The sequence below is a fragment of the Parabacteroides sp. KHUB-03 genome (assembly GCF_056640975.1).
The window spans coordinates 1,925,887-1,947,777 of the sequence record NZ_CM153257.1; the positions used below are offsets into that span (position 1 = coordinate 1,925,887).

General features: G+C 43.3%; 17 protein-coding genes. 9 read left to right on the plus strand and 8 right to left on the minus strand.

Annotation, left to right across the window (positions count from 1 at the left end; all coding sequences use genetic code 11):
- The first annotated feature begins 109 nt into the window (after positions 1–109).
- Positions 110–679 carry a 3'-5' exonuclease gene (locus ACYIB7_RS08380; protein ID WP_480336748.1) on the plus strand — a complete coding sequence of 190 codons (570 nt, stop codon included), beginning with the start codon at positions 110–112 and terminating at the stop codon, positions 677–679.
- A gap of 64 nt (positions 680–743) precedes the next feature.
- Here the strand turns inward: ACYIB7_RS08380 and ACYIB7_RS08385 are convergent, their stop codons facing one another.
- Entirely contained in the window at positions 744–974 is a 231-nt protein-coding gene (locus ACYIB7_RS08385; RefSeq protein WP_099465309.1) for a hypothetical protein, read from the minus strand.
- A gap of 154 nt (positions 975–1,128) precedes the next feature.
- On the opposite strand from ACYIB7_RS08385, the gene ACYIB7_RS08390 reads away from it, so the two are divergent.
- The 4 genes from ACYIB7_RS08390 (at position 1,129) to ACYIB7_RS08405 (ending at position 6,322) form a co-directional block, all read left to right on the plus strand.
- Entirely contained in the window at positions 1,129–2,130 is a 1,002-nt protein-coding gene (locus ACYIB7_RS08390; protein WP_103982532.1) for an N-acetylmuramoyl-L-alanine amidase family protein, read from the plus strand.
- Positions 2,131–2,226: 96 nt separating this feature from the next.
- Positions 2,227–3,462, plus strand: a complete 1,236-nt coding sequence (locus ACYIB7_RS08395; RefSeq protein ID WP_480336751.1) for an anaerobic sulfatase-maturation protein — start codon at positions 2,227–2,229, stop codon at positions 3,460–3,462.
- A 6-nt stretch (positions 3,463–3,468) separates the two neighbouring features.
- Positions 3,469–5,001 carry a TldD/PmbA family protein gene (locus ACYIB7_RS08400; protein WP_480336752.1) on the plus strand — a complete coding sequence of 511 codons (1,533 nt, stop codon included), beginning with the start codon at positions 3,469–3,471 and terminating at the stop codon, positions 4,999–5,001.
- A 1-nt stretch (position 5,002) separates the two neighbouring features.
- Positions 5,003–6,322, plus strand: coding sequence for a TldD/PmbA family protein (locus ACYIB7_RS08405; protein WP_103982511.1), 1,320 nt, complete (start codon positions 5,003–5,005; stop codon positions 6,320–6,322).
- Between the two features lie 343 nt (positions 6,323–6,665).
- On the opposite strand, the gene ACYIB7_RS08410 is transcribed toward ACYIB7_RS08405, so the two are convergent.
- The 4 genes from ACYIB7_RS08410 to ACYIB7_RS08425 are packed head-to-tail and all read right to left on the minus strand — an operon-like array spanning position 6,666 to position 12,212.
- On the minus strand, positions 6,666–9,062 hold the full coding sequence (locus tag ACYIB7_RS08410) for a S9 family peptidase (protein ID WP_480336754.1): 2,397 nt from the start codon (positions 9,060–9,062) through the stop codon (positions 6,666–6,668).
- A 50-nt stretch (positions 9,063–9,112) separates the two neighbouring features.
- Positions 9,113–9,763, minus strand: coding sequence for a PAQR family membrane homeostasis protein TrhA (trhA, locus tag ACYIB7_RS08415; RefSeq protein WP_455627795.1), 651 nt, complete (start codon positions 9,761–9,763; stop codon positions 9,113–9,115).
- A 5-nt stretch (positions 9,764–9,768) separates the two neighbouring features.
- Positions 9,769–9,978, minus strand: coding sequence for a heavy-metal-associated domain-containing protein (locus ACYIB7_RS08420; RefSeq protein WP_099465315.1), 210 nt, complete (start codon positions 9,976–9,978; stop codon positions 9,769–9,771).
- 20 nt (positions 9,979–9,998) lie between these two features.
- Complete coding sequence (locus ACYIB7_RS08425) at positions 9,999–12,212, minus strand: heavy metal translocating P-type ATPase (protein WP_480336755.1); 2,214 nt, start codon at positions 12,210–12,212, stop codon at positions 9,999–10,001.
- 118 nt (positions 12,213–12,330) lie between these two features.
- On the opposite strand from ACYIB7_RS08425, the gene ACYIB7_RS08430 reads away from it, so the two are divergent.
- Positions 12,331–12,780, plus strand: coding sequence for a NanQ anomerase/TabA/YiaL family protein (locus ACYIB7_RS08430; RefSeq protein WP_103982515.1), 450 nt, complete (start codon positions 12,331–12,333; stop codon positions 12,778–12,780).
- A gap of 36 nt (positions 12,781–12,816) precedes the next feature.
- Here ACYIB7_RS08430 and ACYIB7_RS08435 read toward each other — a convergent pair whose 3' ends face one another.
- A complete protein-coding gene (locus ACYIB7_RS08435) occupies positions 12,817–13,722 on the minus strand; it encodes a glycyl-radical enzyme activating protein (protein ID WP_103982516.1) in 906 nt (301 codons plus the stop codon).
- A 2-nt stretch (positions 13,723–13,724) separates the two neighbouring features.
- A complete protein-coding gene (gene hypD / locus ACYIB7_RS08440; RefSeq protein WP_480336756.1) occupies positions 13,725–16,109 on the minus strand; it encodes a trans-4-hydroxy-L-proline dehydratase in 2,385 nt (794 codons plus the stop codon).
- 172 nt (positions 16,110–16,281) lie between these two features.
- Between hypD and ACYIB7_RS08445 the strand changes: the two genes are divergently transcribed.
- From ACYIB7_RS08445 to ACYIB7_RS08455, 3 genes are all read left to right on the plus strand, one after another.
- On the plus strand, positions 16,282–17,946 hold the full coding sequence (locus ACYIB7_RS08445) for an AMP-binding protein (protein ID WP_480336757.1): 1,665 nt from the start codon (positions 16,282–16,284) through the stop codon (positions 17,944–17,946).
- Positions 17,947–18,487: 541 nt separating this feature from the next.
- The gene (locus tag ACYIB7_RS08450) at positions 18,488–18,934 is read left to right on the plus strand and encodes a hypothetical protein (RefSeq protein ID WP_480336759.1); all 447 of its coding nucleotides are present in this window, start codon (positions 18,488–18,490) and stop codon (positions 18,932–18,934) included.
- A complete protein-coding gene (locus tag ACYIB7_RS08455) occupies positions 18,931–20,646 on the plus strand; it encodes an Lcl domain-containing protein (RefSeq protein ID WP_480336760.1) in 1,716 nt (571 codons plus the stop codon). Before ACYIB7_RS08450 ends, ACYIB7_RS08455 begins: the two co-directional genes overlap by 4 nt.
- A gap of 348 nt (positions 20,647–20,994) precedes the next feature.
- Here ACYIB7_RS08455 and dapA read toward each other — a convergent pair whose 3' ends face one another.
- The gene (dapA, locus tag ACYIB7_RS08460; RefSeq protein WP_103984209.1) at positions 20,995–21,888 is read right to left on the minus strand and encodes a 4-hydroxy-tetrahydrodipicolinate synthase; all 894 of its coding nucleotides are present in this window, start codon (positions 21,886–21,888) and stop codon (positions 20,995–20,997) included.
- Positions 21,889–21,891 lie beyond the last annotated feature (3 nt).

Sequence of the window (21,891 nt, forward strand, 5' to 3'; positions counted from 1 at the left end):
AACCAAAGTAGCAGATAATATCATTGTATTTTCCCGCCGCACCATATTGGATGCTATAAAATTCTTACCTTTACGGAAAATTTATATTTTCTAACATGGCACAAATACTATGAAACTACTATTTTTCGACCTGGAAACAACAGGTATCAAATACTGGCGTAACGGAATCCATCAACTAAGTGGAGAAATTATCATAGATGGCGTTACGAAAGAATCTTTCAACTTCAATGTATGCCCCCATCCGAAATGCGATATAGAAGAAGAAGCTCTGAAAATATGCAATGTAACCAAAGAACAAATACTGTCTTATCCCCCAATGGGGGAAATATATAGTAAATTTGTAGGCTTGCTGTCCAAATATGTAGATAAGTATGATAAGAAAGACAAATTTTTCCTTGTTGGTTATAACAATGCTTCTTTTGACAATTATTTTCTAAAAGCTTTTTTCGTTCAGAACGGGGACAATTTCTTTTATTCGTGGTTTTGGGTAAACTCGATAGATGTAATGGTATTAGCCAGCCAGCACTTATTGGATAAACGTCCAAGCATGACCGATTTCAAACAAGAAACCGTAGCACGTACATTAGGAATAAAGCTTGACCCTACAAAACTTCATGATGCTTCGTATGATATTTATATCACCAAAGAGATATACAAGAGACTAACTACCCTATTTTAAGGAAACAAGAGAATGCAGGAGTATCCTTCCTGCATTCTCTTCACAAAACAATTTATTACGTTACTTAATTTGATGTACTATTCTTCGCAGCACCTGTAACATGTTCAACCCTATCTTTAACATATTCTACCTGATTTTTACCGGCATCTACCGCATTCTTAACAGCTCGTTTCGTTTTATCGGCAAATTTATCCAGATCATCATGCAAACAATCAAAATCACCATGATCTTCCATACGGCGGATCATATACCCAACAATAACACCAAGCCCTAAGCCTAAAAGTAAATCTTTCATAACCAACTTATTTTAAATGATTAATATAATTATTTCTTATATCTATGAAACAGAAAAGCCAGTAAGATAGTTCCGCGCTTTTTCCTTTTAATAATTCATTTTGGTTCCTGTTAACACAGAAATACGTATCTTTACTGCACAAAAAAAACAGGGTATGGCCTTTAAAAAGATAACATTCGTATTAATCGTTCTATTTTTAATATCAGCATATACATTAAGCGCACAAGAGAAAGCAGTTCCTAAATCAGGAGAAGGGATTACTTTATTCCTCAAACGACACAACCGTACCGGCAAAGAGCATTACAAACAGTTCATTGAATTAAATAAAAACAAATTAGGGAAAGGTAACACCCTGCGTATGGGTGTAAAATACACCTTGCCTCCACTACAAAAGAACACAGCCGTTACCAGGCGCAAAAATTACGAACCGTTATTCGGTAAAGAACTGGCACGATACAACGTAACATCGTCTGAACTAAAAGACGCATGTTTTTATTTGGTAAGCGGCCATGGAGGTCCCGATCCGGGCGCTATTGGCAAAGTCGGGAAAACAGAGCTGCATGAAGATGAATATGCCTACGATATCATGCTCCGGCTAGCCAGAAATTTATTAATGAAAGGAGCAAAAGTACACATCATAATACAAGACCCCAAAGATGGCATACGCAACGCCAAATACCTGAACAACAGCAAGCGAGAAACTTGTATGGGCAGCACAATCCCTTTCAGCCAATTCAGAAGACTGGAACAACGTTGCAATAAGATTAACGGACTATATAAAAAAGATAAAGAATCTTATCGACGGGCACTCTTTATTCATGTGGATAGTCGTCATAAGGGAAAACAAACCGATGTATTTTTCTATCATTCTTTAAAAAGCGAACAAAGTAAACAACTGGCAAAAACTCTCCGTTCCACTTTCAACAGCAAGTACAACAAGCATCAACCGGGACGAGGTTTTAAAGGGACAGTCGAGAAACGAAGCCTATACGTACTCAACCATACGGTTCCTGTATCAGCGTTTGTAGAACTGGGTAATATACAAAACAGTGACGATCAAAAGCGCCTTGTGCTTAGCGACAACCGTCAGGCATTAGCCAACTGGTTATGCGAAGGATTTGTAACAGATTACAAACGAACCATAAAAAAGAAATGATTCCACTGTTTTCGGTTAACTTATTACGTATATGAGAGGCTAATCTAATATTTTTCATAACTTTGTAATTCAATACATATTCGTATAAAAACACCTATGGATAATCCCTATATATCACCGTTTGCGAAACCTGTATACGTGATGTTGAAGCCGGTTGGTTCAGTTTGTAACTTAGCATGTAAGTATTGTTACTATCTGGAGAAAGGGAAGTTGTACCCTGAAGTTAAAAATCATATTATGACAGACCAACTTCTGGAAAAGTTTATCCAAGAATATCTGGAATGTCAAACCATGCAGCAAGTCCTTTTCACCTGGCATGGAGGAGAGACATTAATGCGTCCGATCAGCTTCTATAAAAAAGCACTAGAACTACAACGAAAGTATGCCCACGGCCGGCAGATAGACAACTGTATCCAGACAAACGGAACGTTGCTGAACGATGAATGGTGTCGCTTCTTTAAAGAGAACAACTTTCTTGTAGGTGTCTCTATCGACGGGCCACAGGAGTTTCATGACGAATACCGCCGAAACCGGCAAGGTCTTCCCTCCTTTTACAAAGTGATGAAAGGCATCGAATTGCTGAAAAAACACGGAGTGGAATACAACGCAATGGCAGTGGTAAACGACTATAATGTAGATTACCCGCTTGAATTTTACAATTTCTTTAAAGAAATAGACTGCCGTTACATACAGTTTGCCCCCATTGTAGAACGCCTCTCGCAACACGCAGATGGCACGCAACTGACTTCTCCCGAACAGCAGGATGCGAATATCAAATTAGCATCATTCTCGGTAGACTCCGGTAAGTGGGGCAACTTCCTGTGTACCATTTTTGATGAATGGCTCAAAGAAGATGTGGGTAAATACTACATCCAACTGTTCGATTCCACACTAGCCAACTGGATAGGCGAGCAACCCGGAATCTGTACTCTTGCCAAGAACTGTGGACATGCAGGCGTAATGGAGTTCAATGGCGATGTATATGCCTGCGACCACTTTGTTTTCCCCGAATATAAATTGGGTAATATCCAAACGCAGACATTAACAGGAATGATGTACAGCCAACGCCAGCTAAAGTTCGGAACAGATAAACACGATAAGCTGCCATTACAATGCAAAGAATGCGAGTACCTCTTTGCCTGCAATGGCGAATGTCCCAAAAACCGCTTCATGCATACGACATCCGGCGAACCCGGCTTGAATTATTTGTGTAAAGGCTATAAGAAATTCTTCCACCATGTAGCTCCTTATATGGACTTCATGAAAAAAGAACTGTTAGCACAACGTCCGCCGGCAAATGTAATGAAATGGGCAAAAGAACGTAACATATAAAACAATATGAAATACAACAGACGTGATTTTATTAAAACAGGAGGTATGGTTATGCTTGGCTCTTTAGCGACCCCCTCTTTTCTAGGAAGTTGTACCGGTAACACTGCTGATAAAGCGGCCGGTATCTCATTTGCATTAAACCATTTCGGTTTAAGTGAAAACGACATGAAAAAAGTGCTGTCCGCAGCATTGGAAAAAGGAGGAGATTATGCAGATCTTTTCTTTGAACACTCTTACCGCAATAATATCAGTTTGCAGGATGGAGCAGTAAACCGTGCTTATTCCAACATAGACTTTGGAATGGGTGTACGTGTACTTTCCGGAGATCAGACAGGTTATGCATACGTAGAAAACATTTCGCTTGACGATATGTTGAAAGCCGCCCAAACAGCAGCCAGGATTGCAAATAGTACAGCTACCAAAGGTCCTGTCAAACTCACAGAAGAACCTATTGTCAACAATTTCTACGGCGTGCAAACACCCTGGGACGAAATTGCTGTTAAAGAGAAAACGCCTTACCTGCAAAAACTGAACGATGCTATTTTTGCTTTAGACAAACGGGTGCAAAAGGTAATGGCTTCATTAGGAGACATGACTTCACACATACTGTTCTGCAACTCCGAAGGACAGATGTATTATGATTATCGTCCTATGGTAACATTGGGAGCCGTATGTATTATGGAAGACAATGGTAAGATTGAAAACTCGTATGCCTCACGTGCATTCCGCATGGGAGCAGAATTCCTTGCAGATGATATTATTAACGAAGTAGCCAAAGAAGCAGTAGATAAAACGTCTATACTCTTTCAGGCCATCAAGCCTAAAGGTGGAGAAATGCCCGTTGTAATGGGAGCCGGAGGTTCAGGTATCTTGTTGCATGAAGCGATAGGACATGCGTTTGAAGCCGATTTCAACAGGAAGAATACATCCATCTTCTCCGATCAACTAAATAAGAAAGTATGCAACGAGCATATCAATGTGGTAGACGATGGAACCATTCCGTTTAACCGCGGCTCTGTAAATATAGACGATGAAGGCATAGAAGGGCAAAAGACATACATCGTAAAAGAAGGTATTCTTACAAGCTACCTGCACGACCGCATCAGTGCCAAGCACTATGGAATCCGTTCTACAGGCAATGGCCGTCGCGAATCGTTCCGTCAGATGCCTATTCCCCGTATGCGTGCCACTTACATGGAAGCCGGAAACGTAACGGAGGAAGAGATGATCTCTACAATCAAGAAAGGTATTTACGCTTCCAGTTTTACAAACGGGCAAGTACAGATTGGCGCCGGCGACTTTACATTCTTCGTAAAAGACGGATATCTGATTGAAAACGGAAAACTGACCCAACCTATCAAAGATATCAACATTATTGGCAACGGGCCTAAAGCTCTAGCCAATATCACAATGGTTGGCAACAACTACAAGATGGATAACGGAACGTGGACATGTGGCAAGGACGGCCAGTCGTGTCCGGTAACCTGTGGCATGCCGTCTGCCTTAGTTAGCAAACTTACTGTAGGAGGAGAAAATTAATATGATAACTAAAGAAAATAAAAAGCTAGCCCAGTGGGCTATGGAATATGCGTTAAAGAATGGTTGCCAGGCATCGCGCGTAAGTCTGTACAATGGTTCGAGCAGCTCTTTCGAAATTCGCGACATGAAAATAGACCGCCTGCAACAGGCTTCGGAAAACAGTTTGGTGATCCACCTGTTTGTAGACGGCCGTTATGGTTCATTTTCTACGAACCGTCTGGACAAGCAGGAATTGGAAAAGTTTATCCGTAACGGAATCGACTCTACCCGTTATCTGGCAGAAGATAAAGCACGCACCCTGCCGGATGCTTCCCTCTATTATAAAGGAGGCAGTGCAGACTTACAGTTGCTGGATCCCAAATTCGATTCTATCCAACCGGACGACAAAGTTGCCCTGGCTATGAAAACCTGCGAAGAAATGATGGGAAAAGACGACCGCATTATCTCTGCCAATTCTTCGTACAGCGATGAAAAGGACTTTAAATATATGGTTGCCAGCAACGGCTTTGAAGGAGACGCATGCGGTTCGTCTTTTAGTTTGGTGGCAAGCGTAAGTATCCGCGGCGAAGGCGATGCCCGCCCCGAATCATATTGGTATGATTCTTCCCTCTATTACGATACTTTAATGAAGGAAGGAATCGGAGTAAAAGCCCTTGAACGTGTTTTCCGGAAACTGGGACAGAAAAAGATAGCATCAGGCAAGTACACGATGATTGTAGACAACATGAACTCGGCCCGTCTCCTATCTCCCGTAATTGACGCACTATATGGTTCTTCTATCCAGCAACGCAACTCTTTTTTACTTGATAAACTGAATCAACAAGTAATCGGAGAAAAGATTACATTAATGGATGAACCACATCTTATCCGGGCATCGGGGGCGCGTTACTTTGACGGCGAAGGAGTGGCAACCAAGAAACTGCCTGTATTCGAAAACGGTATTCTTAAAACATATTATATCGATACCTACACGGCAAACAAGATGGATATGGAACCAACTATTGCTTCTCCTTCCATTCTGGCTCTGCAACCGGGTGACAAAGATTTAAACGGATTGATTGCATCCGCAGATAAGGCAATCCTTGTGACCGGTTTCAACGGAGGTAACTGTAACAGTACAACCGGAGATTTCTCATATGGTATAGAAGGCTTTCTGGTCGAAAAAGGGAAACTTGCACAACCCGTTTCCGAAATGAATGTTACAGGAAACATGCTTACTTTGTGGAGCAATCTGGCAGAGGCAGGCAATGATCCGCGCACATCTTCAAGCTGGAGGATACCATCGCTGGTATTTGAAGGGGTAGACTTTAGCGGACTGTAAAAAAGAACTTCTTATACGAAAAGGTAGGGGGTGTGTCAAAACGCTATTACCGGACGCAGATAACGCAGAACACGCAGAAAAACGCAGACTGATTTTATTAATAATCAATACGGTCTGCGTTTCTCTGCGCTCCGTCTGCGTAGTCTGCGTTCCTTAATTCCGACTTTTGACACACCCCCTTCCTTTTCGACTGATAATTCCAAACACTTTGCAGGCATAATTCCAAACACTCTGCAGGCATAACTCTAAAGACTTTGCACCCATAACTCTAAAGACTCTGCACCCATAACTCCAAAGACTCTGCACTTATAACTCCAAAGAGTTTGGAATTGTAAGCCGTCTGTTATCTGTTCGGTATATCTACCGATGTCTCAGACGTACCCAGCAAATGCTGCGAGAAATAATCCACCAGGCGCCAGTAGAAATACTCGTTCATATCACCAAAACCGTGGCGTTGCTGCGGAAGAATAAGCATATCGAAACGTTTATTGGCACGAATCAAAGCATTTACCACACGAAGCGTATTACCCGGGTGTACGTTGTTGTCTATATCCCCGTGAATAAGCAATAAATGGCCTTTTAGCTGCTTAGCTATTTCAGGGTTGCTCTTGATATTGTACACAAAAGCAGTGTCGCCTTTGTCCGTCACTTCCTCCTTTACGCCGTGATGCGTTTCGCTCCACCAGCGGTTGTAAATCTTATTGTCGTGGTTGCCGGCACATGATACTGCCACCTTAAAGAAATCCGGATATTGCAGGATAGCCGCCGTAGACATAAATCCGCCACCCGAATGACCGTGAATACCTACGCGATGGATATCAATAAATTTATACCGGTCGGCCAATTGCATGATAGCAGCCTTCTGATCGGCCAGTCCATAGTCTCGCAGGTTGCCGTAGCCATAGTTGTGATACCATTTGGAGCGACTGGGATGTCCACCACGATTACCAACAGAGATAACGATAAAGCCTGCCTGAGCCAAACGGTCGGTACGCGGCGTCATGGCCTTAAACGGGTACACGGTAGCCTCCACCTGTGGACCGGGATATACATAATCAATAATAGGATATACTTTTGTCGAATCAAAATCGAAAGGTTTGTACATTACCCCGTACAAGTCGGTTATGCCATCGTCGGCCTTCACTTTGAAAGGTTGCGGAAACTGATAGCCGGCAGCAAACATCTGCGAGAAATCACTCTGTTCCAACGACATTATTTTACGTCCCGTATTGTCGTACAAGTCGGAAGACGGAACAGTATTAACACGTGAATAGTTATCTACAAAGTATTGGCAATCGTCATCCATACGGGTTTCGTGGAAGTAATCGCCGGCGGAGATCAACTGCAATCCGCTACCATCCAGATTCACACGATAGAGATGTTCGTAATATGGATTCTCGTCTTTCTCCTTTCCATTAGCCAGGAAATAGACTACGCGTTTAGCTTCGTCCACTTTTAATATCTGGTCTACATGCCAGGGGCCGGAAGTGAGACGTTTCTTCAGATTACCCTGATCATCATATAAATAAAGATGCGCCCATCCATCGCGTTCGCTCCAATGAACCAATTCCTTTCCGTTGTTGATAGCGGCCAGCGGACGGACTTCGATATAGGTATTCATACGTTCTTCTATTATAGGACGGATAGCGCTTTCACCAATCGTATATGAGCATATATCAATACGGTGCAAATCCCTGCTCGAACGTGTCACGAAGAAACGGTTATTGTCTCCCACCCAGCAGCGGGACTGTTCCTTCATATCACGTTGTTTCTCCAATAAAGGCTTACGGGCAATCTGCAATGTCTGATCTTTATAGGCAGATGTAGCAATCTGCTTATAGCTGTTATTATCCATGTCAAACAAAAGCAGGTATTCAACAGGAGCTTCTGCCTCTCCCGGCATTTGGTACTTATAGGTTTCCAATGTAGGACGGGGTTCTGCCACGGAGTTGATAACCCAAAGCTCCTTAACGGCACGGCTATCGGTCAGTGTAATGGCAAAATGGCGGGAGTCGGGAGACCAAACCAAATCATCCGGATAACGGCGTTTGCCATTACAAAGCGTATCTGTATTCAATAAGCTGCGAGGTTCGCCAAAGCCGAAACTCTTTACACAATCCGTAGTCAAAGGAATCTCTGTAATGGATTTATCGTTCCCGTCTTTCTTTATTTTCTCATAATCCTCACGCGACATACGATACAGATTCATATCCTTGGCATAGACCACCGTTTTGCCATCCGGAGAAATAGAAGCCCATTCAGGGTATTTGTCTTCTTTTTTATCTTTCAGTTCTGTCAGTTTGCGTGTATTATAATTGTATGAGAAATAGGCCGAGTCTTTCGGGGTCTTTACCTGGAACGTAAAAGTAGAACCATCCGCTTGGGCTTCCAGTTTTTGTATGGGAAGGTGCTGGGATGTAAACGGGGTTTTCATTATTTCCGTAACTTCAGAAGCCAGCTTATCAAGATCAAACAACGGATGCTTTGTCTTCGTTGCAGGATTGACTACATACCAGTTTGTGCCGTTGGTTGTCTTATACTCATACCAAAAACTATTTCCTTTCTGAAACCAATGCGGATCCACCGTAGTTGAGAAAAGCATATTCTTCAGTTTATCTTCGGTGAAACGTTGGGCCAACGTATAGTTTGGCGTTACATCGGAGGGCAATTCTTGTGACTTTGCTTCCTGAAAGTAGCACATACCGGCAGCAAGCAGCACGAATAGTAATTGTTTTTTCATGATATTATAACAGATTTAAGTTTCCGTACCTCAAAAGTACGGAATAATATTTATATCAGGCTGTATATAGCAAAGAAATGGCATACAGATCCGCCCAACACAAACACGTGCCAGATAGAGTGCATATACTTATGGCTATCCAAATAAAAGAAGATGGTTCCAACCGTATACGATAATCCTCCGGCAATAAGCCAGTATAATACATCCATAGAACCGGTTTGCCTGAAAACATCTACCAGCGGCTTGAACGCAATAACCACTACCCATCCCATTGCCAGATAACAAACGGTTTTCAAATGGTCTTTCTTCTTCATCTTGCGGAAGCTAAGCCACACTCCTATTATTGCAGCAATCCAAACCGTAGCAAAAAGGCTCCATCCCCAATATCCTTCATTACGCAAAGCCAGCAATGTAAACGGAGTATATGTCCCGGCTATATGAAGATAAATAGCGCTATGATCGAACCGCCTCAACAGGCGTTTACGCCGTGCATGGGCAGATGCATGATAAAGCGTAGAAGTAACATACGATAACGTCATACATACAGCATACACGGCCACACTCCCTATAGCCCATGTATCGCCACTATAAACGGCTTTATATATTAAGACAGCAAGTGCTATCATCCCAAATACCATACCAGCACCATGGGTAAGCACATTGGCTAGCTCTTCTCCGTAGGTTTGTCGTTGTTTTACCATCTCGTTTACAATAGCTGTTCGGCCTTAAATCCTGCTTCAGTTACCGCAGCTATAATAGTAGTAGCAGGAAGTTCGGTTGTTACAATGAGTAACTTTTCCGGCTTCGTCAGGTCGATCGACCAATTGCCCGGGTTCAAAATCTTATTTAACTTATCACCAATGGCAGACACACAACCGCCACATTTGGCATTCGTCTTAAATTTCAATGTAGACATAATACGATTTGTTTTTAAGTTTATATTTTACTCCACTTCAGCCGAAGGCTGTTAAGCACTACCGATACCGAACTAAATGCCATAGCTGCACTTGCCAGCATCGGATTCAGCAACAGGCCGTTTATAGGAAACAGAACTCCGGCAGCCAGGGGAATACCGATCAAATTATAAATAAAGGCCCAGAACAGGTTTTGATGAATAAGCCTTACCGTACTTTTGGAAAGACGGATTGCTTCCGGCAACAACAGCAGATCTGAAGTTATTAAAGTAACCATAGCTACATCCATTGCTATATCAGTACCTTTCCCCATAGCAACACTAACGTCTGCACGTGCCAGGGCTTGCGAATCGTTAATGCCATCACCCACCATAGCAACCTGCTTACCTGCTTTCTGCAAATCTTTTATATATTCCTCCTTGTCATTAGGCAATACTTCCGCCTTATAATAACGTATACCTAAAGCAGACGCTACAGATTCTGCAGTCTTGATACTATCACCGGTAAGTAAATGGACTTCTATACCCATCCTAGTCAATTCTTTCACAGCAGCAGCCGAAGTCGGTTTAATACGATCGGCAATTGCCATTACAGCCAGAACTTCGTCATTCCGTCCGTAATATACAACACTTTTACCCTCTTGTTGCCAATTATCAATATGTACAGATGTAAAATGAGATACGGTTGCACCAAATAATTCCAAGAACCCCGCACTGCCAGCCCAGTAAGTCATGCCATCCACATTCACACGGATTCCTCTGCCTGTTATACTTTCAAAGCTGTCCACATCACAAGTCTGCGCTCCGGAAGCTTCTGTAGAACGCACAATAGCCGAAGCTAAAGGATGTTCCGACTTCAATTCCGCCGTATATAGAACATCCAAATATCGTTGTGTGGAACCTTCCGGCCAAAATGAATCCGTTACTTCGGGAATGCCTTCCGTTAAAGTGCCAGTCTTGTCCAATACAACGGTATTCACTTTACACATATTCTCCAAGGCAAAAGCATCTTTAATAAGAATATGCCGCTCGGCACCTTTGCCTATACCTACCATCAGAGCTGTTGGAGTAGCTAAACCCAATGCACAGGGACAAGCAATCACCAATACAGAGACCGCCGACAATAAAGCGTACGAGAAATAATTACTGCCGCCTATCAACAACCAACACGCAAACGTTACGACCGCCAGTCCTACAACTACAGGCACAAAGACTGCACTTATCTTATCGACAATCCGTTGAACCGGAGCTTTACTACCCTGAGCTGCCTGCACCATTTGTACAATCTGAGCCAGAACCGTAGCTCCACCTACGCCGGTAGCTTCCATCGTGAAAGCTCCTTTCTGATTGATAGTTCCCGCCAAAACCCGATCACCGCTTGTTTTTTCCACAGGAATAGGTTCTCCACTGAGCATGCTTTCATCCACAGAGGATGCCCCTTGTACCAATGTACCATCTACAGGAATTTTTTCACCCGGACGGACACTAATTACATCTCCTATCTGCAACAAAGAAATAGGTACTTCTTCCTCTTTCCCGTCTATAACACGACGAGCCGTTTTAGGTTGTAGTCCCATCAATCCCTTAATGGCCGAAGAAGTGCTATTCTTTGCCCGCTCTTCCAATAGTTTCCCCAAAAGAACAAAAGCGATAATTACACCGGATGCCTCATAGTATACATGCGGTTCCAATCCTCTATCATACCAGAATTGCGGATAGGCCGTATTAAACAAACTGAATACAAATGCTATAGAGGTACTTAAAGCAACCAAAGTGTCCATATTGGCACTCCCGTGCAACGCATGACGGACACCATTTATATAAAATGACCGTCCGAAAAAGAGCATAATTGTTAATGCCAGTACCATCATTATCCAGTTGGCATAAGGCATATGCATGAACACCATACCGAGCAAAGCCAAAGGAATAGAAAGCAACCACGCCCCTATCGTATTACGACGCAATTTATAATAATGCCTACGAGACATTTCTTCCTGTATAGCTTCTGTATCTCCTTCTTCAATTACCAGATCATATCCTGCCGCCTGTATGGCAGCCCTTATCTGTTTAAGATCGATTATAGCGGGATGGTAAGTTACATTTAACGTATTGGCAGCAAAGTTGACAGTAGCTTTCTCCACGCCGACCAAATCTTTTACGGTATTCTCGACATTACCGGCACATACGGCACAACTCATCTCCAACACCGGAAGAACTTTTGTTTCCAAGTCTTTCATTATATAATATCCTTTATAACCTTTTACACCTTATTTATATTATGTATAACAAAGGTACACCGAAAATGGTTACCTTTGGCAACAAAATTACCAAAAACAAAAACACAAAAATTATACCATGATACTAGATTCATTATGTAATTCAGCACGGTTTGAAAGTCTTCATCCTTTATTCAAAGAAGCTTTCGATTACCTGAAATCAACCGATTTTTCGAAAGTAGAAGATGGCAAATATGAACTGGAAGGTAAGCAAATAACAGCATCCATAGCAAGCCTTTTCGGCAAAGAAAAGGCAGAAGCCGCCATCGAAACCCATAAAAAATATATCGACATACAAGCTCCGTTGCTTGGTGTTGAGAAAATAGGATGGAAAGCCGGATGCGAGCTAAAAGAAGAGTCGATTCCTTATAACGAAGACAACGACATTGCCTTTTATGTAGATCGTCCTACCGCTTTCACCAAGATTTATCCGGGACAATTTGTTATCTATTTTCCTGAAGACGGCCACGCGCCAGGCATCGGCCAAGGCAACATCCGCAAAGTAGTGATTAAAATACCAGTATTATAACGGCTGTATGCTAAAGAAAAAAGAAGATGTAACCGATTAACCCCCTATCTTTGCATTTATTCCGTACGAATGGAATATCTCTACGCATTTCTGTTGTAGATTCTCTGACGGAGTTGACATGGGAAATTGGTCCGGATTATAAACAGAACCCAATTTCTCATGTTTATTTTTACCTATATCATGGTAAGGCAGTAGGTTTACAACCTTAAGGTGCTGCGGAAGTGAAGCAAGGAAAGATGCGCTTTGACGAATATTATCTTCATCTGTATTTATACCCTCAATCAAAGGTATACGGATAATGAACTCTTTACCGGCATCGGCTACCATCCGCAGGTTAGATAGAATTAATTCATTCGGCACACCACAATACTTCTTATGCCAAAAAGAATCCATCAGTTTCAAGTCGATAAGAAAAAGATCTGTATGTTCCATCACTTGCCGAACTAATTCAGGGCGTGCATACAAAGTCGTATCTACAGCACGGTGAATACCTTCCTTTCCACAACGTTGTAATAGTTCCAATAAAAAATCGGGATGCATCAGCGGTTCACCTCCGCAGAAAGTTACCCCGCCTTCGGAGCAGTCCATAAAAAGTATTTCCTTCCTGATTTCTTTCATCAGTTCGTCGGCCGTATATTCCTTACCGGATATTTCCATTGCCAGCGAAGGACACACATCCGCACACTTACCGCACACCGTACAAAGTGAAACATCGGAAGAAACACCTTCTGAAGTCAGCCGGAGGGCATGCCCGGGGCAAGCATCCACACAAGCACCACAGCCCAGACATTTCTGTTTTGTATAAAGTTTCTCTCTTTGTCCGGATATTCCTTCCGGATTATGACACCATACACATGACAGCGGGCATCCTTTCATAAAGATTGTTATACGAATGCCCGGCCCGTCATTAATAGCATATCGCTTTATATCGAAAACCAGCATAGTTAAAAGCTTTCCTGTTCCGTACGCGCAATAACATCTGCTTGTAAATCGGCATTCATATCATTAAAGTAGTCGCTATAGCCGGCCACACGCACCAGCAAGTCACGGTATTCTTCAGGACATTTCTGTGCAGCATACAGCGTCTCCGTATCTACTATATTAAACTGAATATGATGTCCTCCCATAGCAAAATAACTACGGATCAGAGAGCAGAGTTTGGATATATCTTCCTCCCGTTTCAACAAGGAAGGCATAAAACGTTGATTCAGTAAAGTGCCTCCACTTTTTACCTGGTCCAGTTTACCCAATGATTTAACCACAGCCGAAGGCCCATGCGTATCTGCCCCATGCGAGGGAGACGTACCATCCGATATGGCTTTGCCAGCCAGCCTTCCATTAGGCATAGCTCCCATCACTTTGCCGAAATAGACATGGCAGGTAGTTGATAGCATATTCAAATGGAAACACTCTCCTTTCGTGTTCGGCTTACCCTCTATAGCATCATATAAATCGTCGTAAACCTTTACGGCAATCTGATCGGCATAGTCGTCGTCGTTTCCAAAGAACGGAGTCCTGTTTAATATACGTTGGCGCATGGCCTCCTTACCTTCAAAGTTAGTAGTTAAGGCTTCCAGCATTTCAGCCATACAAAATGTCTTATCCTCAAAAACATGCTTTTTCAGGGAACAAAGGCTGTCAGTAACAGTTCCCAGGCCGGTACACTGGATATAGGTTGTATTATAGCGTGGCCCACAGTTATAGTAATCCTTTCCTTTAGCGATGCAATCGTCTATAAATAAAGAGAGAAAGGTAGCCGGAGCATACTTGGCAAACATACGGTCGATATAATTACTTACACGCACTTTCATATCCACAAAATAATGAATCTGCTTCAGAAAAGCAGCATATAACTCATCATAGCTTTTAAAATCACACGGATTACCTGTCTCCAGTCCGACCTTCTGCCCTGAAACAGTATCTACGCCATTATGCAAAGTAACTTCCAAAACTTTAGGAACATTCAAATAACCGGTCAACACATAAGCCTCTTTACCGAAAGCCCCTACTTCAATACATCCGCTACATCCTCCTTCGCGTGCATCTCGCAACGACTTGCCTTGCCGTATTAGTTCCTGTACATAAACATCCGGGTTAAACACTGAAGGATAACCATGTCCCTGGCGGATTACTTTACATCCGGCACGCAAAAACCTTTCCGGTGTACGCGTACCGACATGAATCGCACTGCCGGGTTGAAGAATATGCAATTCTTCTATCACTTCCAACATGATATACGACACTTCGCTTACCCCATCGCTACCGTCTGCTTTTATTCCTCCGATATTCAGATTTGTAAAATCATTGTATGTCCCGCTCTCCTTAGCCGTAATCCCCACCTTAGGGGGAGCTGTATGGTTATTGACTTTTATAAAGAAACACGACATTAGTTCCTTCGCTTCATCACGCGTCAAAGAACCTTCAGCTATTTCCTTTTCATAAAAAGGAGCCAGGTGCTGGTCAAAATGTCCGGGGTTCATGGCATCCCAACCGTTCAACTCCGTAATTGTACCCAAATGTATAAACCAATACATCTGAATTGCTTCCCAGTAGGTACGGGGAGCATGAGCCGGAACCCAACGGCATACTTCGGCAATCTTACGCAACTCGGAAGCCCGTTTAGGGTCTTTCTCTTCACAAGACATTCTATCAGCCATGTCCGCATGCCTTTCTGCAAAAAGAATAGCAGCATCACAGGAGATAGACATGGCAGTAAGCTCCTCCTGCTTATCGGTAGCTTCCGGATCATTCATGTAGTCCAATGCAGCCAGTCCGGAAGCAATCCGCTCTTTTAAATCCAACAAACCATATTTATAAACCTTCCCGTCCAAAGCAGTATGGCCGGGAGCACGCTGTTCCATAAATTCCGTGAACATACCGGTCTCATAAGCCAATTTCCATTCCCCGGGTACATGGCTAAAGATTCGTTCGCGTTGCGTACGTCCCTTCCAATAAGGTATAACCTCTCTTTCGTAAGTATCAATATCTTGTTGGGAAATAGTATAACGTTGCAATTCACGCGTATTCAATATATGCAGGTCTTCTATACTATGGCAAGTAAGTTCGGGGAAAGTAGGAACAGATTTTGGTGACGGGCCACGCTCTCCGACAATTAGTTCATCCCGGCCGATATAAATGGTTTTATGTTTGCATATCTCGAGGAAATTTAATGCCCTGAGAACAGGTATCGGATATTTACCTTCATTCTCCTTATAAAAACGGGTCTCGATAAGGGCACGTTCGATAGAAAGGGAAGGTTCTGCTTCAAACGTTTGTTTACGTAGCCGTTTGATACGGTCGTTCATGCCAAATGCATTTGTTGTCTCCATCTTGTATTTTGATTTATGCAAACAAGTAACATAGCCGATGCTACCCTACTTTTACTCCGGTTAATTATACTGAAATAAGAATATTACAATACCGAACAAACATATATGTTTTTTGCTATATTTGCAACATTCACTTTAACTTTCTGGTTATTCTCAATATAAATAAAACAACATGGAGAATCGTTTTTTGGAGCTGATAGAGAACAGCATAAAAGAGCATTGGGATTTGCCCGCTTTTTCCGACTATAACGGACATACATATCATTATAAAGACGTAGCCCGCCGAATAGAAAAGTTCCATATAATATTAGAACATGCGGGCATCAAACAAGGAGATAAAGTAGCTCTGGTAGGACGAAACTCATCCAACTGGGCTATCTGCTTTTTCGGCATACTGGCATACGGGGCTGTTGCAGTTCCCATCCTTCACGAATTCAAGCCGGATAACATACACCATATCGTTAACCATTCCGAAGCAAAGGCCGTACTTGCCGCTTCAAGCAACTGGGAGAATATGAATGAAAAGATGATGCCGGACGTCAGATTATTTATGATGCTGGATAATTTTTCCATTATTCATAGTAAGAATAAAGAAGTAACTACCGTGCGGGAACGTATCAATGAATATTTCGGGAAAAAGTATCCCCGTTCATTCACCGCCGGCGATGTAAAATATCATCTGGAAAAACCAGAAGAACTGGCCGTACTAAACTATACGTCGGGTACAACCAGCTTTTCGAAAGGGGTGATGATTCCTTATCGCAGCTTATGGAGCAATACGCAATTTGCATACGACAATTTACCGTTTATTCATCCGGGCGACAATATTGTATGTATGCTTCCGATGGCACACATGTACGGACTTGCATTCGAGATACTGAATTCGGTTAACAAAGGATGCCATGTACACTTCCTGACCCGTACACCAAGTCCTAAAATCATTGCCGAAGCATTTGCTACCATCAAACCGTCATTAATACTGGCCGTACCTCTTATCATTGAAAAAATTGTCAAGAACAAAGTATTTCCAGAGCTGGAGAAACCGCTTATCAAACTTTTACTGAAGGTTCCTTACATCGATCAAAAAATACGTGATACAATTGCAACAAAGCTAAATACGGCTTTCGGCAACAACTTCGGGGAGATTGTTATAGGCGGAGCCGCTTTAAATAAAGAAGTGGAAGCGTTTCTTAAATCCATCAATTTCCGTTATACCGTAGGATATGGAATGACGGAATGCGGTCCGTTGGTTTCGTATGCACAATGGGATGTGTTCGAACAAGGTTCCGTAGGACGCATCGTAGACAGAATGGAAGCACGCATAGACTCCTCCGATCCTGAAAATGAAGTTGGCGAAATATTGGTGCGCGGCATGAACGTAATGCTTGGATATTACAAGAACCCCGAAGCGACCAAAGCCGTAATGATGCCTGACGGCTGGATGCGCACCGGAGACCTTGGTACCATAGATTCTACCGGTTCGCTCTTTATCCGTGGACGCAGCAAAAGCATGATACTAGGCCCTAGCGGACAAAATATTTACCCCGAAGAAATAGAAGACCGTCTCAATAATATGCTTTACGTGGCAGAGTCTATCATTATCTCGCAAAATGGCAAGTTGATTGCCCTTATCTACCCCGATTGGGAACAGGTAGACAAAGCCGGTATTCAGCACAGTGAGATAGAAAAACTTATGCAGGCCAATGTAGACCTGCTCAACACCGAGATGCCTGCCTATAGCAAAGTATCGTGCTTCAAACTTTATCAGGAAGAGTTCGAAAAGACACCGAAGCGAAGCATCAAACGCTATTTATACCAGCCGGCGGAAGAAAATTAAAGCAACAGTTCAAAACGCAAACAAGCGCAGATTTACGCAGATATTTTTCCTTACCGCGCAAGAATTCCCTATCTTTGCCCCCGCAACATCTCATAAACAAGATGAAATACATTCCTTGTATAAGACATATATCTGCGGAACATGTATGTTCCGCAGTCCTTCTTCATGAAGAAGGAAATTTTGCAAAAAAAACGTAACCTTTCCTCCACCCGCCTTTTTCACGTAAAAAACAATCAAAACATAGCAGGCTGCTCTTGCAGCCTGCCCAAAACGTGTGTCCGTACCACACGGAAAACCTCCGTACACCTACAAAAGTATCACCGACGCACCGGCGAAGCCTCCGTACCCCTACAAAACCATTACCGGAGTAGCTGCAGCCATTTTGTAGGCCTGCAAAACCATTACAGACGCGCCGGCAGCCATTTTGTACCCCTACAAACCCCTTGCCGGAGCTCCGGTGATACCTCCGTACACCTACAGAGCCTCTACAGAACAGATTTCTCAATTTTCAACCTAATATTAACTCTTTAAATTCAAAGTTATGGAACAAACAAAAGCGATCAAAACCCGCTACCTTACGACCGGTTTCCTGATAATGCTGGCAATGCTGCCTGCATTGACCGCATGCAACGACGACGACGAACCGGAAAAAGACCCCACAACAGGACACACCCTGACACTTACGCTTAAAACCTGTGTAGAAGCCATACCGGAGACGAGAGCGCTGATCCGAGAAGCAGCCCCGGAAAGCGAAGCCGCGCAAGCTGGCTTCTACTACGAACTGGTATCGAGTGATACTGACAGTTGTTCTGCGGATATGCCTTCCACCAAAGCGCCAACAACGCTGAAGAACGTCTACGCCCTCCTTTTTAAAAGTGACGGAACATTCAACGGCAGAGCCAACATCGGAACCATGACGGCAAACACAGACAAAGTAGTAACCTTTACAAACGTGGCAGACCCGCAGCAACAAGTTGCCGACTGGTGATTGTAGCAAACGACAATGCAGCAACAAACAACTACGCCAGCACGGGAGGAACAGGAAGCTTTGCGAACTTCACAGGAAACTATGCAACCTTTCAAGCGCTGGTGATGACGAACACGATCAGTTCGGATGCAGACGTACCCTACGCCGGAACGGCAACGGTGAATTTATTTGCCGGTGGAGTAAACGCAACGACATCCGTACAACTCTACCGCACGCTGGCGAAAGTAACGGTAGTGAATCAAACCTTCTCCATACCCTACAGCTCACAAGGCGGAGGAAACATACCGCGCACAGGAATCCAACTCGTAAACGCAGGAAAAAAGTGCTTCGGAACAAAAAACAACTACGACGGAACAGGAAACAACACTAACACCGCAGGAGTGGAGAACTCCACCTCCGTAAATGCTAACACCGTAACCTGGTATATAGGAGAAAACATACAATCCGGCTACTCGGCTACTAACGCCACCGAAAGAAACAGGCTGAAAGCACCCGATGCTGCGAGGGTAACGCTGACGGGAAGCAAAACCCTCGCAACAGACGATGCCTACACATGCCACTTCGACGTCTTTATGGGCAAAAGCAGCGATGTAAGCGACTTCTCGCTACGCCGACACACAAGCTACACGCTGACGGTAAACATCAACAATTCACTCGAATTCATTAGAAACTATGTAACGAATAGTAGTGGCAACCTATATTATAAGAATGACGATCCCCGGATATGGCACAGCGTGGCTTCTGTATGGATACCGGTTAATCAACCGTTGGCTACGGCTTATAAGTCAACTCAGTCTGACCTTACAGCTTACCCTCCATTCAATTACGATGGTGGCGCTTCTTCCGGTACAACGGGTTCCGATTATATGGGCGTTTCTTCTACCGCTACTGTAAATACACCTTATTCTTTCGAAGTCGAGAAGACTGAACGTGGCAGTGCTTCTACTCATCGGTCTGCTACTGATTATTGTAATGGATTAGGTACAGGTTGGCGTGTTCCTACAATTATAGAGTTAAGAGGAATGCATGAAAATAGCTCAGCCCTCCAAAGCGCCGGTTGCGCTACGTTCCTCAGCCAGTGGTACTGGAGTAGTTCGGTCTGCAATGGCGATGCCACCGGTCGCTGCATATTGTTCTTCATTAGTGGCGGTGGCGGTTACGGTTGGGCCGGCACGAGCGACATCCGTGGCTATGTCCGCTGTGTGCGGGATAACTTGCCACCAAATAAAGTCACTATCAACCAGGCCGTAGCCGATGCTTATAAGGCTGCTATACCTTCTAGGTATAGCCTTACTACTCATCCTCCATTCAATTATGATGGTGGTACAGTTACAGGCACAACCGGTTCCGATTATAAGGGGACTTCTTCTACCGCTACAATAAGTACTCCTTATTCCATCGAGGTGTCTAAGACTCAGCCTTCAGGTAATTATCAACCTCAATATAGTAATGGTGCAGCTAAGGCAGAATGTACTAAGCTCGGTAGTGGTTGGCGTCTTCCTACTCAGATCGAGTTGTTTGCCATGTATCAGAATAAATCTAAGTTAGAGTCCGTATCCGGCTTCGCTGCGTTCATCAGCGGTTACTACTGGAGTAGTTCGGTCTCCAATGGTAATGCCAGCTACCGCTGCATACTGGACGTCAGCAATGGCGGTTTCGGTGACGAAAACACGAGCTACTACGCCTATGTTCGCTGTGTCCGGGATATCTGATTGGTAGATAGAATATGGCTTTAGCCCGGTTTCAATTGCCGTCGGTTTCAACCGACGGATAGTAGAGCCATCCTCTTTCCAGGGCTTTAGCCCAACCGGAAAGAAATTTGGCTAAAGCCAACAGGAATGTACATCCTTTAATCCGTCCACTAAAGTCGACGGCAACCGAACTTAGGCTAAAGCCAACAAAGAGAACCTTCTTTAGGCTGTGTCCGGGATATCTGATCCATAGATAAAAAAAGTTTTCGGTTTGGCTTTAATTGTTATCTGCTAAAGCAGACGGCAATTAAAGCCAAACCGAAAACTTAAAAGAAAAGAATAGTAAAACTTTGTATCTTTGGATTACTCCTAACATTTAATACTTAACTGGCGTAATACGTCACGTATCTTTTCGAATGTAACGATACGAGTCGGCACCAATGGAAGGCGTAGTTTGTTTTCAATAAATCCCATTGCATTCAACATACTTTTCGCTCCTGCCGGATTTCCATCCACAAACAGTAAGCTGAACAGCTCCGTAAAGCTATGATGAATCGTACGTGCACTATTATAATCACCTGCCAAAGCCAAACGTACCATACGGCTGAATTCCCTGGGGAAAGCATTTCCAATTACAGAAATCACACCTATCGCACCTAATGTAATAAGAGGGAATGCAACGCCGTCATCTCCGGAAATCACATTAAAGTTGGCCGGCTTATTTTTAATAATATCGTCCATCTGGGTAAAGTTGCCGGATGCTTCTTTTATAGCTACTACGTTCTTAAAATCACGGGCAAGACGCAATGTTGTTTCTGCAGTCATATTCACCCCCGTTCTTCCGGGAACATTATACAATACGACAGGAAGTGTTGTTGCTTCGGCTATTGCTTTATAATGTTGGTAAATACCTTCCTGTGATGGTTTATTATAATAAGGAACAACTGATAAAATGGCATCTATCCCTTCAAAATTATCATTCTTCAATTTTTCAACTATAGAACGGGTACAATTACCACCAACCCCCAATACAATAGGAATACGGCTACGTACCTTCGTTACCACTAAATTGATAATTTTCTTTTTTTCTTCTTCCGTAAGTGTAGGGGTTTCTGCAGTAGTGCCCAGCACAACCAAATAATCCGTACCGTTCTGCACCTGGTAATCTACCAACTTGCCTAACGCCTCGTAATCTACACTCTCATCTTCTTTGAACGGAGTAATCAAAGCGACTCCCATTCCTCTTAAATTTATGTCTGCCATGGG

Coding starts and splice junctions, on each gene's coding strand:
- ACYIB7_RS08380 (WP_480336748.1), top strand. CDS start 110: ATGAAACTACTATTTTTCGACCTGGAAACAACAGGTATCAAATACTGG.
- dapA (WP_103984209.1), bottom strand. CDS start 21,888: ATGGCAGACATAAATTTAAGAGGAATGGGAGTCGCTTTGATTACTCCG.
- hypD (WP_480336756.1), bottom strand. CDS start 16,109: ATGGAGACAACAAATGCATTTGGCATGAACGACCGTATCAAACGGCTA.
- ACYIB7_RS08410 (WP_480336754.1), bottom strand. CDS start 9,062: ATGAAAAAACAATTACTATTCGTGCTGCTTGCTGCCGGTATGTGCTAC.
- ACYIB7_RS08430 (WP_103982515.1), top strand. CDS start 12,331: ATGATACTAGATTCATTATGTAATTCAGCACGGTTTGAAAGTCTTCAT.
- ACYIB7_RS08405 (WP_103982511.1), top strand. CDS start 5,003: ATGATAACTAAAGAAAATAAAAAGCTAGCCCAGTGGGCTATGGAATAT.
- ACYIB7_RS08450 (WP_480336759.1), top strand. CDS start 18,488: ATGGAACAAACAAAAGCGATCAAAACCCGCTACCTTACGACCGGTTTC.
- ACYIB7_RS08435 (WP_103982516.1), bottom strand. CDS start 13,722: ATGCTGGTTTTCGATATAAAGCGATATGCTATTAATGACGGGCCGGGC.
- ACYIB7_RS08425 (WP_480336755.1), bottom strand. CDS start 12,212: ATGAAAGACTTGGAAACAAAAGTTCTTCCGGTGTTGGAGATGAGTTGT.
- ACYIB7_RS08385 (WP_099465309.1), bottom strand. CDS start 974: ATGAAAGATTTACTTTTAGGCTTAGGGCTTGGTGTTATTGTTGGGTAT.
- ACYIB7_RS08420 (WP_099465315.1), bottom strand. CDS start 9,978: ATGTCTACATTGAAATTTAAGACGAATGCCAAATGTGGCGGTTGTGTG.
- trhA (WP_455627795.1), bottom strand. CDS start 9,763: ATGGTAAAACAACGACAAACCTACGGAGAAGAGCTAGCCAATGTGCTT.
- ACYIB7_RS08445 (WP_480336757.1), top strand. CDS start 16,282: ATGGAGAATCGTTTTTTGGAGCTGATAGAGAACAGCATAAAAGAGCAT.
- ACYIB7_RS08390 (WP_103982532.1), top strand. CDS start 1,129: ATGGCCTTTAAAAAGATAACATTCGTATTAATCGTTCTATTTTTAATA.
- ACYIB7_RS08395 (WP_480336751.1), top strand. CDS start 2,227: ATGGATAATCCCTATATATCACCGTTTGCGAAACCTGTATACGTGATG.
- ACYIB7_RS08400 (WP_480336752.1), top strand. CDS start 3,469: ATGAAATACAACAGACGTGATTTTATTAAAACAGGAGGTATGGTTATG.